The 14694-nt window shown below is 54.1% G+C and carries 13 protein-coding genes; 7 read left to right on the top strand and 6 right to left on the bottom strand.

The genetic code is table 11. From position 1 onward, the window contains the following. Positions 1 to 25: 25 nt before the first annotated feature. Positions 26 to 982, bottom strand: a complete 957-nt coding sequence (locus ACN0RL_RS13040) for a substrate-binding periplasmic protein (protein ID WP_417517449.1) — start codon at positions 980 to 982, stop codon at positions 26 to 28. A 75-nt stretch (positions 983 to 1057) separates the two neighbouring features. Next, the gene (gene pedF / locus ACN0RL_RS13035; protein ID WP_417517447.1) at positions 1058 to 1510 is read right to left on the bottom strand and encodes a cytochrome c-550 PedF; all 453 of its coding nucleotides are present in this window, start codon (positions 1508 to 1510) and stop codon (positions 1058 to 1060) included. Between the two features lie 357 nt (positions 1511 to 1867). Here pedF and ACN0RL_RS13030 point away from each other — a divergent pair, with 357 nt between their 5' ends. Both ACN0RL_RS13030 and ACN0RL_RS13025 read left to right on the top strand, forming a co-directional pair. Further along, entirely contained in the window at positions 1868 to 3724 is a 1857-nt protein-coding gene (locus ACN0RL_RS13030) for a methanol/ethanol family PQQ-dependent dehydrogenase (RefSeq protein ID WP_417517445.1), read from the top strand. Between the two features lie 73 nt (positions 3725 to 3797). Further along, positions 3798 to 4451 carry a pentapeptide repeat-containing protein gene (locus ACN0RL_RS13025; protein WP_417517443.1) on the top strand — a complete coding sequence of 218 codons (654 nt, stop codon included), beginning with the start codon at positions 3798 to 3800 and terminating at the stop codon, positions 4449 to 4451. A 34-nt stretch (positions 4452 to 4485) separates the two neighbouring features. Here ACN0RL_RS13025 and ACN0RL_RS13020 read toward each other — a convergent pair whose 3' ends face one another. Both ACN0RL_RS13020 and ACN0RL_RS13015 read right to left on the bottom strand, forming a co-directional pair. Further along, positions 4486 to 5142: a response regulator gene (locus tag ACN0RL_RS13020; RefSeq protein WP_417517441.1), complete on the bottom strand. Its 657-nt coding sequence runs from the start codon at positions 5140 to 5142 to the stop codon at positions 4486 to 4488. Then, on the bottom strand, positions 5139 to 6368 hold the full coding sequence (locus ACN0RL_RS13015; RefSeq protein ID WP_417517439.1) for a histidine kinase: 1230 nt from the start codon (positions 6366 to 6368) through the stop codon (positions 5139 to 5141). The genes ACN0RL_RS13020 and ACN0RL_RS13015 overlap by 4 nt, the downstream gene beginning before the upstream one ends. A gap of 174 nt (positions 6369 to 6542) precedes the next feature. Here ACN0RL_RS13015 and ACN0RL_RS13010 point away from each other — a divergent pair, with 174 nt between their 5' ends. The 5 genes from ACN0RL_RS13010 to ACN0RL_RS12990 all read left to right on the top strand — a co-directional run bounded on the left by ACN0RL_RS13010 (position 6543) and on the right by ACN0RL_RS12990 (position 11217). Further along, positions 6543 to 7742 (top strand): ABC transporter substrate-binding protein, encoded by a 1200-nt coding sequence (locus ACN0RL_RS13010; RefSeq protein ID WP_417517437.1) that lies wholly within the window; start codon positions 6543 to 6545, stop codon positions 7740 to 7742. Positions 7743 to 7784: 42 nt separating this feature from the next. After that, positions 7785 to 8759: a YVTN family beta-propeller repeat protein gene (locus tag ACN0RL_RS13005; RefSeq protein WP_417517435.1), complete on the top strand. Its 975-nt coding sequence runs from the start codon at positions 7785 to 7787 to the stop codon at positions 8757 to 8759. Then, complete coding sequence (locus ACN0RL_RS13000; protein WP_417517433.1) at positions 8756 to 9481, top strand: ATP-binding cassette domain-containing protein; 726 nt, start codon at positions 8756 to 8758, stop codon at positions 9479 to 9481. Before ACN0RL_RS13005 ends, ACN0RL_RS13000 begins: the two co-directional genes overlap by 4 nt. After that, complete coding sequence (locus tag ACN0RL_RS12995) at positions 9478 to 10281, top strand: ABC transporter permease (RefSeq protein WP_417517431.1); 804 nt, start codon at positions 9478 to 9480, stop codon at positions 10279 to 10281. Before ACN0RL_RS13000 ends, ACN0RL_RS12995 begins: the two co-directional genes overlap by 4 nt. A gap of 258 nt (positions 10282 to 10539) precedes the next feature. Continuing rightward, a complete protein-coding gene (locus ACN0RL_RS12990) occupies positions 10540 to 11217 on the top strand; it encodes a response regulator (protein ID WP_417517539.1) in 678 nt (225 codons plus the stop codon). A 7-nt stretch (positions 11218 to 11224) separates the two neighbouring features. On the opposite strand, the gene ACN0RL_RS12985 is transcribed toward ACN0RL_RS12990, so the two are convergent. Together ACN0RL_RS12985 and nosP are read right to left on the bottom strand one after the other, a co-directional pair. Next, positions 11225 to 13516: a NahK/ErcS family hybrid sensor histidine kinase/response regulator gene (locus ACN0RL_RS12985; RefSeq protein ID WP_417517429.1), complete on the bottom strand. Its 2292-nt coding sequence runs from the start codon at positions 13514 to 13516 to the stop codon at positions 11225 to 11227. Beyond that, positions 13488 to 14651: a nitric oxide-sensing protein NosP gene (gene nosP / locus ACN0RL_RS12980; RefSeq protein WP_417517537.1), complete on the bottom strand. Its 1164-nt coding sequence runs from the start codon at positions 14649 to 14651 to the stop codon at positions 13488 to 13490. The genes ACN0RL_RS12985 and nosP overlap by 29 nt, the downstream gene beginning before the upstream one ends. Between the last annotated feature and the right edge of the window lie 43 nt (positions 14652 to 14694).

The raw sequence follows: 14694 nt of genomic DNA, 5'->3' as shown, positions 1-14694 counted from the left end.
GTTTGAAAATACTAACCAAGGCGTGTCAGTTCGCACCTTCAGCTCGGGCAATGGCTTCCTCACTCAGAAATGCCCGGTAGTATTGCGGCAGGCTGTAGCGCAAGCTCTGCGCGGTGAACAAAGCGTCCAGCTCGCCCGACTTCACCAGGGTTCCGATGATCTCTTCCAGCGCGTAACCCAGCTGACGATGGGTATGTTTGATGGCCATACCCACATCCCAAACCTGCTTGCCAATACCCGGAAAACCATTGCCGGCCGCCTTGAAATTACTGTTTTCCTGCCTGGCCAGTTCATGGTCGATTTCGGCGCGCATGCCCATTACAGCGCTTACCTGGCCATTACGCATAGCACCAAACGCCTCTTGCACATTGGCATAGTGGCGCACTTTGTCACGGATACGACCGTTCAACCCCGAGGTCAGGTAAAAGTCTGGCAGGGTGTCAATTTCCACGCCAATCGGGTGGTATTGAAACATCGCTATGGTGTCGACCGACTCCAGTTTTTGCGGATTATAGGCAATTTGCCAGGTCTCCTGCTGATAAGGGCCAAATAGCACAACCTGCTCATTCATGTATTCGCCAGTGGAGTCTTGCATATAGGCGTATTTTTTATCGTAGGGCACCCGCATCATCACGTCCGCCAGCCGTCGCTTGGCAAGATAGTGTCCTTTCCATACATTGTTGCGCAGGTCATCACCCAGGTTTTCATCCGGCACTATCCAGTGCACTTTGAACTCAACACCCATCTCTGCCGCAATGCGCTTGCCCAGTTCAACATCAATTCCCCGCGGTTCCCCGTCGGCCATGTAGGAATACGGCGGGAAGTTCTGATAAACGCCGACTTTCAGATACCCGGATTGAAGAATGATGTCGTAGTTGCGCTCCGCCGGGCGGTTCAGAAGCAAATCGCCATCGTCTACCTCCTGTGCAACGCCCGCTTGAAACACCAGCATCATCATCAAACACAGAAATAGCGCTTTCATTGTTTTCTCCCCAACGGCAAAGGGCCAGCGCAACGCCAGCCCATTATCGAACACATTTTTTGACACCAAAGCCGTTCACTCAGGCTTGGGTAATGATTCGACGTAGGTTTTTATTGCCCAAATGGCGTTTTGATCCAGGGTCGTTTTCCAGGACGGCATACCACGGTCGGTACCATTCTGTACCCGGGTCATGAAGTACTCATCGTCCCACTCTGAAAGTTCGCGCAAATCCGGAGTCAATCCACCCGACATTGCCCTGATACCGTGGCAGGCAGCGCAATTGCCAGCGTATGCACTCTCTCCGATCTGTACCGCGAGCGAGTTTGCATCGCTGTGGGAACCGCCATCACGGAACGGGTTTTCATACAGAATCTCTTCGCCCAGAACCGGAAGGTCGCCGGTATCAACAGCCTGCGGCGTCACGTTGCCATGCGCTACAACCAAGCCTGCAGCGCTTAACAGGGCCGCCGTTGACAGCGCTCTGACGGTTAATGAACGGAAAAGCGAGAATGAAAAGTAGCGTGCCATGATTCTTACCTCTGTTGATGCCTGATGCTCTGGCTATTGGATTTATGAGCTGCCAGCAACTGTAACCAGTGTAAGAACAGCACCAGTGAATCCGAATGCCACTTTCGAGGTCTCGGCTTAGTTCCTTGGTAGTAGGCAGTCGGAGCGAAGCCCAAAGCACGACAGGCACATCTGCGCCCCGTAAAGCGACCATTTATCAGCAACAAAGAGGGCTTACGGGCATTTTTCCCGGTTTTTTGTGGTTTTTTCCCGATTCTTCAATGGATTTTGCCGTCGCTGTGGGCGGCGCCTCAGGCCAATACTCGGTGCGTCGAGTACAACAGCGAAGACGTCACAACAATAACCTGAGGAATGAATATGAAAATCATAAGCAAACAACGCCCATTAATCCGCGGAATCGGTTTGGCCCTGCTTCTGGGCTCAGGTAGCGGACTGGTCGCTACGCAAAGTCACGCTGCAGGGGTAACCTGGGACGATATTGCCAACGATGCTGAATCCGTGCATAACGTGCTGGGTTACGGAATCGGCCCAAAAGCCCAGCGTTACAGCCCCATGACCACGCTGAACCGGGACAATGTGGAGAGGCTGGTTCCGGCCTGGTCCTTCTCGTTTGGTGACGAGAAGCAGCGCGGACAGGAATCCCAGGCGCTGATTCACGACGGCGTGATTTACGTGACTGCATCCTACTCGCGCATATTCGCGCTGGATGCAAAATCTGGCAAACGTCTATGGGAGTATACCCACCGCCTGCCCGAAGGCATTCGCCCCTGTTGTGACGTGGTCAACCGCGGTGCTGCAATTTTTGGGGACAAGGTGTTCTTTGGCACCCTTGATGCCGGCATTGTTGCTCTTAATAAAGATACGGGCAAAGTGGTTTGGCGCGAGAAGTTCGGCGATCACGAAGCGGGCTATACAATGACGGGAGCTCCGACTCTGGTCAAAGATCAGAAAACCGGCAAAGTTCTGCTGATTCACGGATCTTCCGGCGATGAGTTTGGCATTGTGGGTAAACTGTTTGCCCGTGACCCTGAAACCGGTGAAGAAGTGTGGATGCGCCCATTCGTGGAAGGCCATTTCGGGCGTCTGAATGGCGAGCAAAGCACCCCGACCGGCGATGCAAATGCACCCAGCTGGCCTGATGACCCCAACACTGAAACCGGAAAAGTAGAGGCTTGGAGCCAGGGCGGCGGCGCCCCCTGGCAAAGCGCCAGTTTTGACGCTGAAACCAATACCATTATTGTTGGCGCAGGCAACCCGGCACCCTGGAATACCTGGCACCGAACCTCTCCCGGCGGCGATCCGGCCGATTATGACAACCTCTATACCTCCGGCCAGGTGGGTGTAGACCCAACCACAGGCGAAGTTAAATGGTTCTATCAGCACACCCCTAACGACGCCTGGGATTTCTCCGGCAACAACGAGCTGGTCCTATTCGAATACACCGAAGACGGCGAAACTGTTAAAGCCACCGGCCATGCAGACCGTAATGGTTTCTTCTACGTAGTTGACCGCGCCAACGGCGAGTTCAAAAAGGGTTTCCCATTTGTTGACAACATTACCTGGGCCTCAGGCATTGGTGATGATGGGCGCCCGATGGAAAATAAAGGTCAGCGCCCACCACCCGTCAAAGAAGGCGAAACCCGTGGCGAATCCATTGAAGTGTCACCACCGTTCCTGGGTGGCAAAAACTGGAACCCGATGGCCTATAGCCCTGACACCGGCTTGTTCTACATTCCAGCCAATCACTGGAAAGAAGATTACTGGACAGAAGAAGTCACGTACAAAAAAGGTGCTGCTTACCTGGGACAAGGCTTCCGCATCAAGCGCATGTACGACGACCATGTCGGTATTCTCAGAGCTATGGACCCGGTCAGTGGCGAAATTGAATGGGAACACAAAGAAAATATGCCCCTGTGGGGCGGCGTGCTCACCACAAAAGGCGGACTGGTGTTTACGGGTACAGGTGATGGCTACCTGAAGGCCTTTAACTCCGAAACCGGTGAGGTGCTCTGGCAATTCCAGACAGGTTCCGGAATTATCTCCTCACCCATCACCTGGGAGATGGACGGTGAGCAATATGTCGGCGTGGCCTCTGGCTACGGTGGAGCAGTTCCCTTGTGGGGTGGTGATATGGCCGAACTGACCAAGCCGATCTCCCAGGGCGGTTCGTTCTGGGTGTTCAAACTGCCCTCCTGGGCGCAGGCTTCCCGTTAAGTTCCAAACCGCCAGGGCCTGGTGTGAACGCACCAGGCCCTTCTCCTGAGCACATAACTGTAGAGTTTACATTATGAAACTGCTTATCAGCACTTCGCTTTTACTGCTCACATCCCCCCTTATCGCCGGCGACTATATGGCCGGACAAGACCAGGCACCGGTGCTCAATGGCTGCGTCCTGGAGCACAACGCCAAGTGCGAAAGCGTTGACCTGCAAGGCGCCGACCTGTCGAATATGGATTTACGCGGTGCCAATTTCAAAGGCGCCAACCTGAGTGGTGCTAACCTGAACCACACCAACCTGCGCGGCGCCAATCTGGACGGCGCCAACCTCAATGGTGTCAGCGGTTATCGTCTGCAGGCTTACCGGGCCACGATGCGCGGCGCAAAGGTGCGAGACGCAAAACTTCAGGGCATGCAGGCCGAATACCTGTTTGCGCAAGGCGCCGACTTCAGCCAGTCAGATCTGACCGGAGCCAACTTTTCCTTTTCAAGGTTTTCCGGCGCCAAGCTACAAGGCAGCAACCTGTCTTTCAGCAATTTTGAAATTGCCTGGCTACCCAAGGCTGACTTTCAGGGTGCCAATCTGCATGGAGCCAACTTGCAGGAGGCAAAGCTCGGGCTGGCCAATCTGGCTGATGCAAACCTGACCAACAGCAGAATTCACTACGCTACCTTTGAAGGTACGTATATGGAAGGCTGCACAGGATGCCCGTTTGACTGGTAAAGGAGTCTATGAGGGTTGTCGTCAGGAGCCGGTTTCAGGATCTTTGGCCAGCACCTCGCTGGCCATAACGTACGAGGCCCGCGTCTACCGCGAGATGTATCAGCTCTACGGAGGAACCAACTTGTAACTTGCTTTTCAGCAGCGCCAAATGATTGGACACGGTTTTGCTGCTGATACAAAGCTGCTCTGCAATACCCGAAACGTTGTCACCTCGGGCATACATCAACAGAACTTCCATTTCTCTCTGGGTCATATCTTTCAGGCGATAATCAACAGGCCGCTCGCTATTCATTGCCAGGCGTGTAGCAATGGCATGCTCAATGTAGGGCTGGCCAGCCGCCACTCGCCTGACGGCTTCTGCCAGTTCCTCCGGCGCGCAGCTCTTGGATACAAACCCCATACTGCCAACATCCAGCGCCTGACGCACCAGGGGCAGTTCATCGTGCATAGTAAAAAACAGGATAGCGGCACCCTGCCAGCGCTGGCGAACGCGTCGTCCCACCTCAAGCCCGGAGATATCCGGCAACCCCATATCAAGTAACAACACATCGGGTCGGTACTGCCCATACTGAGTGACCGCCTGCTGACCGCTCTCTGCCTCGGTGATCTCGATTCCAGGAATCATCGAACGAAGCAGGTTTGCAATACCTTGGCGAACCACCTGGTGGTCATCCACGATCATCAGTTTCACATCAGACTCCCAACCGCACAGGACGGATGCAACGGAACGGCCAGCTGTATTTTCGTGCCCTCGCCAATCTTGCTCAAAAATCGTACACGGCCTCCCAGACAACGAGCTCGCTCGTGCATTGAGCGCAGCCCCAGCCCGGCTTTTTCCGGGAAATTGTCGGTACCTGCGCCATCGTCACGCAGTTCAATATGCAGCTCATCTGCATTCTGTGTGACCGCAAGTGTGGCGCAGGTTGCATTTGCATGACGCGATACATTATTCAGGGCTTCCTGCAAAAATCGATACAGGTGCGTTTGTTGCTCGCCAGACATTTCTGCCAAGTGTTCATCCATCGTCAGCTGGCAATTCAGCCCACTCAGGTGCTGCCATTGCTCGGCCAGGTGCTGAATGGCACCTGACAGGCCCAATTGCTCCATCGCCAGGGGGTGCAAGTCCTGAAGCAGGTGACGAAAGTGTCGCTGAACCGTTTCACAGTGCCCTGCCAGGTCCTGCGCCTGCTGTTTCTGGCGCTCGTTCAGTTCCGGATCATAAACCCAGCTTCTTGCCTGGGCGCGAATACCCGTCAGGTACTGACCAAGATCATCATGCAACACCCTGGCAATGTGCTCGCGTTCCCTGTCTTGCAGCTGCAACAACTCGTTGAGCAGACGGCTAACGGTTTTCTGCTCGTTCTCAAGCGCTAAAACCATGTGATTGAAGCGCTGCGCAAGAGTGTCCAGCTCCATAACCCGCTGGCTGGGCAAACGCGACGCCAGACAACCGTCGGCAACGGCAGCCATAGCAGAGGACAGTTCGGTCAACGGCCGCACTCCTTGCTTTACCATCCAGAACAGCGCCGAAAAACACAACACCATCCCCACAGCATAGGAAGCCGATATCAACAAAAAGCCCTCCCAGACTTCCTCCACTTCGTCCGCGGGGTCTATGCGCCAGCCGTTCACCACGTCAAAAACGCGATCGCCAGTAACGATGCTTGCAAACCAGAGAGGTACTTCATGATTGGCAGCTGAACCGGAGCCCTGTGCGGGGCGCATGTGACGAAGGGACTGGACCACATCCGGAGGCAAGGTTTCCGCTGCACCCAAAGATTGAGCAACGCCGGATGCCGCCGCCAGTTCGCGACCAATATCGTACTGAGCCTGCTGCACATACAGTACTGCACCCACTGCATAGATAGCGGTAAACAGGAGCAGCATCAGCAGGGAAATCTTTCGGAAAACCGTCATTTTCAGTGCCCGATAAAGTGCATAGAAAGCTAGCACGCATGCTTTCATCCCATGCTAAACAAGCTGTCCGGGAGCGGAATAGTCCTTTAGTACTGCCAGTTTCATACTTTCTGAATATTCCCGGGACTTTTTCCCTTCACTAAGCTGGTTACACAATAAAAACCGGAGAACGCCATGTTTCATTATGTGTTCCATTCAAGGTTCCGATCATCGCTTGTGGTCGCAGCATTTCTGCTTACCGCTCTGACCGCACTACCCGCCGCTGCGACAGACACGTTAAACGTGCACGTCGGCTACCTGCAATGGAAACCAGATACTGGACCGGTGCTATCCAATATATTGCCCGAACCGAAAGATGCCGGCTTACGTGGTGCCGAACTGGCCATCGCCGACAACAGCACAACGGGCAAGTTCATGGGGCACCGCTATGAGCTGACCACCCACGTGGCGGATTCGGAGCAGGCAGCCATAACTGAATTCGAGGCGCTACAACGGCAAGGCGTTCAGATGTTCGTGGCCAACGTGCCTGCCAGCACACTGGCTGCCATGATGAACAAAGCAAACGCCGACACCCTGGTTTTCAATGCAGGTGCCGCCGACGACACGCTGCGAACCCGGGAGTGCAACAGCAACCTTCTACACACCATCCCCAGTTATGCCATGCTCACAGACGCCCTTAACCAGTGGTTACAACTGCGGCGCTGGAACGAGGTATTTCTGATCACCGGCCCCACCGCAGACGATCTTGCATGGGCCGACGCCTTTCGCCGTTCAGCCAAGCGTTTCGGAGTGAAAATTATTGAAGACAAGCCGTGGACCTTCGATGCAGACCTGCGCCGCACAGCCGCCAGGGAGTTACCACTGTTCACTCAGGCAAAAGACTACGACGCGGTGGTAGTGGCCGATGTGCGCGGCGATTTTGGAGAATATGTACCGTTCAATACGTGGCTGCCGCGGCCCGTGGTAGGCACCCAGGGCATGTCACCAGTGGCCTGGCATCGGGTTGTTGAAAGCTGGGGTGCAGCGCAGTTGCAAAGCCGTTTTCAGGAACTGGCCGGCCGCAATATGAACAGCGCCGATTACGCCGCCTGGGCTGCCGTGCGATCAATGGGCACCGCTGTTACCCAGACCGGACAGGCCGATGCCAGCAGTATCCGCCAGTTTATCTTCAGTGACCGCTTTCAATTGGCCGCTTTCAAGGGCCGAAAGCTGAACTACCGGCAGTGGAATGGCCAGCTGCGCCAGCCCATTCCCCTTATACACCCGAGAGGTCTGGTGGCAACCGCGCCGTTCGAAGGTTTTATTCATCCGCGCACAGAAATGGACACCCTCGGCTTTGATGAGCCGGAGAGTACTTGTCGTATCAACGGCTGATCGCCTGAGCGCTCGGCATTCAGAACAATAAGGAGTTTACCGATGAAATCACTGCTCAGAAAAACTGCTTTGGCCACATTGATCGGGCTGTCCGCCCCTGCGATGGCCAGTCTTGCCTACGTGTCCAACGAGAAAGACAACACCTTGTCGGTGATTGATACCGAAACCATGGAGGTTATCGAAACCATCGATGTTGGCGCGCGGCCGCGGGGCATCTTGCTGTCCAAGGATTACAGCAAGCTATACATCTGCGCCAGTGATGACGATACCGTTCAGGTGCTGGACCTGGCCACCCGCAAAATTATTGACACCCTGCCCTCGGGTGAAGACCCTGAGCAGTTCGCCCTGCACCCGAACAACAAACACCTGTACATTGCCAACGAAGACGACGCCATTGTGACCGTGGTCGACGTAGCCACCAAAGTGGTTCTAGCCCAAATAGATGTGGGTATTGAACCCGAAGGCATGGCCGTAAGCCCGGACGGGAAATGGGCGGTGAACACCTCCGAAACCACCAGCATGCTGCACTGGATCAACACCGAGACCTTTGAAATCGAGGAGAACATTGTAGTTGGCCAGCGCCCTCGCCACGTGGAATTCAGCAAAGACAGCAAGATCGCCTGGGCCTCCGCCGAAATCGGCGGCACCGTGCACATTATTGATGTGGACAAACTCGAGCAGGTTCATGAAATGTCGTTCAAAGTGCCCGGCGTGAATCAGGACCGGGTGCAACCCGTGGGTATTGAGCTGACATCTGACGGCAAATACGCCTTTGTCGCATTAGGGCCGGCCAATCATGTAGCGGTGGTAGACGCCCAAACCTATGAAGTTCTGGACTATCTGCTAGTAGGCAGCCGCGTGTGGCAGCTGGATCTGAACAAAGACGAAACCCAGCTTTACACCACCAACGGTGTGTCTGGCGATGTGTCGGTTATTGATCTGGACGATATGAAGGTCATCAAATCCATCAAGGTAGGCCGCTACCCCTGGGGTGTGGTGATTGATCCAAACTCATGACACTGACCGCGAGTGATATCGGGTTTCGCTACGGTGACAAACCGGTACTCACCAATATCAGTTTTGCTTTAGACAGCGGGCGTTTTCACGCCCTGCTGGGTCCCAACGGGGCTGGCAAGTCGACTCTGTTCGGCCTGCTGACCCGGCTGCTGGCCATGCAACAGGGCGATATACTGTTCGCCGGACAATCACTGAAAAAACACCCCGCCGAGGCCATGCGCCAGATTGGCGTGGTGTTTCAGCAAAATGCGCTGGATCTGGATCTGAGCGTACGCCAGAACCTGATGTATCACAGCGCTCTGCACGGACTCTCACGCAAGCAGGCGCGACTGCGCGGCGACCGGGAGCTGGAGCGGTTTGATTTACTGAACCGGGCCGACGATGCGGTTAGAACCCTCAACGGCGGCCACCGGCGACGGGTAGAAATTGCCCGTGCTCTGCTGCACCAACCCGCACTGCTGTTACTGGATGAGCCCACCGCAGGCCTGGATATCGCCAGCCGAAATGCCCTGAACGAACATGTGCGCCGGCTGTGCAGCGAAGACAAACTGACAGTACTTTGGGCTACCCATTTGATTGAAGAGGTGCAAGAGCACGACCGTGTGATGATTTTACACCTCGGCCACCTGATGGCGGACGACTCCGGTCACGAATTATGCAAACAGACGGGCACAGCCAATCTCGCTGAAACCTTCGAGTCGCTTACCGGAGCATGTTCATGAAGCTCGTGGCTTATTGGCATTGTTTCGCCGGCATTCAAACTCGTGAATGGCTGCGCTTTTGGCAACAACGCACACGGTTTGCCAGTGCGTTAGTGCGACCACTGCTCTGGCTAGTGGTGTTTGCAGCCGGTTTTCGGGCGGTTCTCGGTATATCCATTATTCCGCCCTATCAGACCTATATCACCTACGAAACCTACATTGCGCCAGGGCTCTGCGGCATGATCATACTGTTCAACAGCATGCAGGGAGCGCTATCGATGGTTTACGACCGTGAGCTGGGCAGCATGCGAGTTCTCTTGATGAGCCCCCTACCGCGGCCTTTTCTGCTGGTGACAAAGCTTCTGGCGATGGGCTCGGTGTCGGTGATTCAGGTATATATCTTTCTGTTTATCGCCTTGTTGGTGGATGTAAAACCACCAATGTGGGGCTACCTCGCTGTAATTCCATCGCTGATTTTGACAAGCTTAATGCTGGGTGCGCTGGGGCTGCTGATTGCCACCTGGATAAAGCAGCTGGAAAACTTTGCAGGGGTGATGAACTTTGTCATTTTCCCGATGTTTTTTCTGTCCTCGGCACTGTATCCGCTATGGCGCATGAATGAAGCCAGCCCCTGGCTGTACTGGGTGTGCCAGTTCAATCCCTTTACCCACGCAGTGGAAACTATCCGTTTCTCACTTTATCTGCAGTGGAGTCCTTTAGCCTGGGGGGTCAGTGCAGGAGTTACACTGACACTGGTTATCTTGGCCACAACCGGCTTCCGGCCACAGAGAACCAAAATCCTGGGCAGTAAGCCAGCGTGATCGAATGTCTACAACCAGCAAGAATAGTACTTTAGTGCCAGTTTTTTGGTGCGATAGTCGCGTTCTACTGAACCCCGATATGGCGTGTAATGAGGCTGACACAATAATAATGAGGTTCCGCGAGCCTTACTCGTCGCCGGAAACCTTTAACAGGAGGTTGCCATGCTTGATGAACCCCATGCCGCACATACTCCCGAAACCCGCTATGATGGTCGCCCCACGACCCTTGATGCTGAAAACAAACAGGTAGAAACACTCATGGAGCCCGCATACAAGATACTCATTGCCGATGACCATCCACTGTTCCGCGAAGCGATTATCAGTGTTATCGAGTCAGGCTTTGAAGGCAGTGAAATTCTTGAAACGGACGATCTCGATAGCGCGCTGGTCATCGCCCGGGAAAACGATGATCTTGACCTGATTCTGCTGGATCTGAATATGCCTGGCATGCATGGGTTGAACGGACTGATCACGCTGCGAAACGAAGCCCCAACAATTCCGGTCGTGATTGTTTCAGCAGAGGAAGAAAAGCAAGTGGTACTGCAAGCCATCACTTACGGCGCTGTTGGCTTTATTACAAAATCATCGCCACGTGCGCAAATGACAGAAGCCATCCAGCAAATCCTTAACGGTAATGTATATCTTCCCTCAGACATCATCCGCACGGGTAAAGAAAGCGCAGGCCGTCGCAGACGTAACGATGACAATCCGATTTCGCCTGAATTGCTTAATTCCCTGACCCGACGCCAGCTGCTGGTGCTGGAGCGGATGTCAAAAGGCGAATCAAACAAACAGATTGCCTACAACCTGAACATCGCAGAGACAACGGTAAAAGCTCACGTTTCCGCGATACTGCGCAAACTCAGTGTGCATAACAGGGTTCAAGCTATTTTGTCCGCCAGTGATGTAGATTTCAGTCAGTACCTGAAACGCTAGGCTCTTATCAGCAACGCACGCGAGCGTGGCCTGAGATCATGTGGTTGAGCGTGCTTCTTAGCTTCAATGGCTTTACCGGCTTGTTCATCAGCACATAACCAAGCTCACGAATGTGCTGCTTGAGCTCGTTGGTGTAATTTGCCGTAATCATTACCACCGGAACCGGATGTTTACGCCGTTGATTAATACTGGCCACAGCGTCTACACCTGTCTCGTCGTTGTCCAGATGATAATCTGCAAGTATCAGATCCACAGGGCTGACAACCGGATCTAACTGGCGCTCCAGTTCAGCCAGCGACGTGGCGCCGGTTACTTGGCAATCCCAGCCTTCCAGCAATACTCTCATGCCTTCACAGATAGCGTGATCATTGTCGATCACCCATATTCTGGCACCGCCCAGACCCTGGTCTGCAACCACACGAAGTGTTTTTTCGGTTACCTCCCGTCGCGGCCGTAATTTCCCGAGCGGTACCCGGACACTGAACATCGAGCCCTTGCCTTCAATAGACGACACAGTGATCTCGTGGCCAAGCATACGTGCAATTTTATCAACGATAGCAAGGCCCAGGCCCAAACCCTTATCAGGACGAGAACCGTCAGGTCGTATCCGTTTAAATTCCTGGAAAATCTCACTGAGCTTGTCCTGTGGAATGCCAGGGCCGGTATCCCATACCTGCAACACAACATGGCCTGCCTGACGCCGGCAGCCCAGCAGAATACGTCCACTGCTGGTATAACGAATGGCGTTGGTCAGAAAATTCCGAAGTATGCGTGCCAGCAACTGCGAGTCAGACTCCACGATTGCTGAAGACGCTACAAAGTCCAGTGTAAGATTCTCTGCAATCGCCATCTGCTGGCACTCGCGGGCGATGTTATTCAGCAGGTCGCGCAGGTCGAACGCCGTGACATCGGGCTTTATAACCCCTGCATCCAGTTTCGAAATATCCACCAGGGTACCTAGCAAACTCTCTACGTCGTCCAGCGACGTACTTACCGAGTGCACCAGCCCCTCGGCTTTCGGGCCAAAAGACTGCTCCAGCAAAGCGCTGGTAAACAACCGGGCAGCGTTCAAGGGTTGCAACAGATCGTGGCTAACCGCTGCCAGAAATTTGGTTTTGGACAAGTTTGCTTTCTCGGCTTCCTGCTTCGCCTCCTGCAACCGGGCTTCTGCCGAGGCGCGTTCACTGATTTCCTGTCGCAGCTGGCTGTTCACCTCGGTCAGAGCCGAGGTGCGTTCCTCGATTCTGCATTCAAGGTCGTCGTAAGCCTGCTCCAGGGCGAGCGCAGTTTTGCGGCGCTCCGTAATGTCCCGAATAAGCACAAAAAAGCCGATAACGTCGCCTTGCTCATCAAAATTCGCGACGTAGGAGCGCATCATATGGCGAACCTGACCCTGCCCATCCATTTCTTCAAATTCGAAATTGACATTGTAACCGGCGAGCGCTTCCAGCATCTGCGGCAATAGCCGTTGGTACAGCTCTTCGGAATGCACATGCTCAAGACGCTTCCCCAGAGGCGACTCTCCATTCAGGCCATACCAGGCTTCGTATACCTGATTACAGAACTGGATACTCAAGTCGGCACCAACGTAGGCTATTAGCGCCGGCACATGATCCGTTACCACGCGGACCCAGCGTTCGCTCTCTTCAAGCGCTTTGATTCGACGCGCCATTTCGCTGTTTTTTACATCAGTGATATCAGAGTACAGAACCACCAGACCACCCTCACGAGTGGGCCTTTCAGTCATTTGTACCCAGCGATCATTGGAGAGCAGGAGCACCACGCCGTCAGAATCTGGCTCACGATGTTCTTCCACAATCAAACCCGACGTCAGCGCCAGCTGCCAAACAGTGTCGATATCGGTACCAGGAGCGGGAATCTCAACACCGGCGTAGCGCCAATAACTGCGAAAGCGGCTATTGCTCTGGATCAGCTGATGGCAATTATCAAAGAGCACAAAGCCATCGGCGATACTCTCGATCGCATCGCTCAGCCGCTGGCGAGTCGTTTCTTCTTCTTCACGGGCTCTGTTAAGCGCTTTGTTACTGTCGCGAAGCTCCTCCATCGCCTGACTCAAGGCTTCTGTGCGTTCTCTCACCTGCTCGGCCAGGACTACCGAATGCTCAAACGCAGCATAAGGTTCAGGTTTATGGGCCGCTCCGGACTCCACACGCACAATTAGTGCGTCACAAATTTTACGCAGGCGCTCGTTATCTGCCTCAAGCGTCTCAATACGCTGAAGCAGCGAGGTTTCAGGCTGCGGCTTTTCGTTACGAGGAACGGGCATCAGGTTGGCCAATAACCACCCCCGTGAACGTCTGGTTAATGTGTATGCCGTTGAACTGCTCACCATAAGTGTTGAAACCAACCACTTTGTGTTCGCGCAGAAAGTCCGAGAGCGGTTCCGCTTTACCAGTTAACTCAGCTTCAAGGCGCCTTAGAAAGCAATCGCAGCCAATGGTAACCAGCGGCGACCCTACGACGTCTTCCGATATTTCAAGTTGCTGCTGTACGGTTTCCAGCAAGGATCCAGGGTCCATCGCCGTCATTACAATGCCGGTCTCCACCGCACAATAGAAGGTCAAGCTTTTATCCGGATTGACGCGCTGTATTGATCGCACAAAGTAATGGCCGCCGATTTTTACGCCCAGGGGCCGCAGTGCAAATACCGTGCGGTCCAGTTCATCAGCCGCGACGCCAACAGCGCGGGCGTATGCATCAGCAGCTGGCTCGGCATTCAGCTCATAAACTGTTCGACTGTCAGAGCAGGCATTGGTGACGACCAGCTTCTCATCGCCTCCCATCATGTGATGGCATGAAAATACGCGGAAATCCAATGGGGTATTTACCAACAGAACCGTTGCCGCTCCAGCGTAGAAGCGCCCATCGTAAAATACATGAGTGTTTGTAAGACGCTCGTCATCGCCCGCTGACCCGCCAAATTGCGGAATACTGCCAAGCGCGGCACTTAATGTTGAAAGCACGAGTTCTTCACGACTGGAAAGCCCGTCCAGTAGTGTGATCGCAAAGGTGTTGCCTTTAATGGGTGCCAGTCGTGCGTTGCGACAATTATTCAACAGGCGGTCAATCAAGCTTTGAGCGTCGTGCAGCGAGAACTGATCCATTTCACGAATCAGGGCACATTCAATCGAAAAGAAACGGCGGTCGAAACCGATAGCTGTGATACTACCCCGATCATAGCCCCGGGTGGTTATCTCTCCGGCCGACGTACAACCTGAAAGGCGCACATTCGGAAATGCTTGTTCAAGAGCCGGGCCCAAAGATGCAAGGTCGTACTCTGCAGAACAGAAAAACAGAACACTGCCGAGATAGGGATGGTTGAGTTCACTGGCAAGTTTATTCGCCGCCAGGACCGGATCACGAAGGCAAGTGCTGGCAACCTGGGCGGGAGGCAAGTCCGTTACTGATGACATGGAGAGCACTTCCGCAGAACGAGAACGATCCGACCATTCTACA

It is taken from the genome of Marinobacter sp. (assembly GCF_048259445.1).
GTDB lineage: Bacteria > Pseudomonadota > Gammaproteobacteria > Pseudomonadales > Oleiphilaceae > Marinobacter.
Note: the sequence above shows the minus strand (reverse complement) of the source record. Positions and strands in the feature narration are given on the sequence as shown.

Excerpts from the sequence above, each read along its gene's own strand:
- ACN0RL_RS13040 (WP_417517449.1), bottom strand. The coding sequence starts at position 982 with ATGAAAGCGCTATTTCTGTGTTTGATGATGATGCTGGTGTTTCAAGCG.
- pedF (WP_417517447.1), bottom strand. The coding sequence starts at position 1,510 with ATGGCACGCTACTTTTCATTCTCGCTTTTCCGTTCATTAACCGTCAGA.
- ACN0RL_RS13030 (WP_417517445.1), top strand. The coding sequence starts at position 1,868 with ATGAAAATCATAAGCAAACAACGCCCATTAATCCGCGGAATCGGTTTG.
- ACN0RL_RS13025 (WP_417517443.1), top strand. The coding sequence starts at position 3,798 with ATGAAACTGCTTATCAGCACTTCGCTTTTACTGCTCACATCCCCCCTT.
- ACN0RL_RS13015 (WP_417517439.1), bottom strand. The coding sequence starts at position 6,368 with ATGACGGTTTTCCGAAAGATTTCCCTGCTGATGCTGCTCCTGTTTACC.
- ACN0RL_RS13010 (WP_417517437.1), top strand. The coding sequence starts at position 6,543 with ATGTTTCATTATGTGTTCCATTCAAGGTTCCGATCATCGCTTGTGGTC.
- ACN0RL_RS13005 (WP_417517435.1), top strand. The coding sequence starts at position 7,785 with ATGAAATCACTGCTCAGAAAAACTGCTTTGGCCACATTGATCGGGCTG.
- ACN0RL_RS13000 (WP_417517433.1), top strand. The coding sequence starts at position 8,756 with ATGACACTGACCGCGAGTGATATCGGGTTTCGCTACGGTGACAAACCG.
- ACN0RL_RS12995 (WP_417517431.1), top strand. The coding sequence starts at position 9,478 with ATGAAGCTCGTGGCTTATTGGCATTGTTTCGCCGGCATTCAAACTCGT.
- ACN0RL_RS12990 (WP_417517539.1), top strand. The coding sequence starts at position 10,540 with ATGGAGCCCGCATACAAGATACTCATTGCCGATGACCATCCACTGTTC.
- nosP (WP_417517537.1), bottom strand. The coding sequence starts at position 14,651 with ATGTCATCAGTAACGGACTTGCCTCCCGCCCAGGTTGCCAGCACTTGC.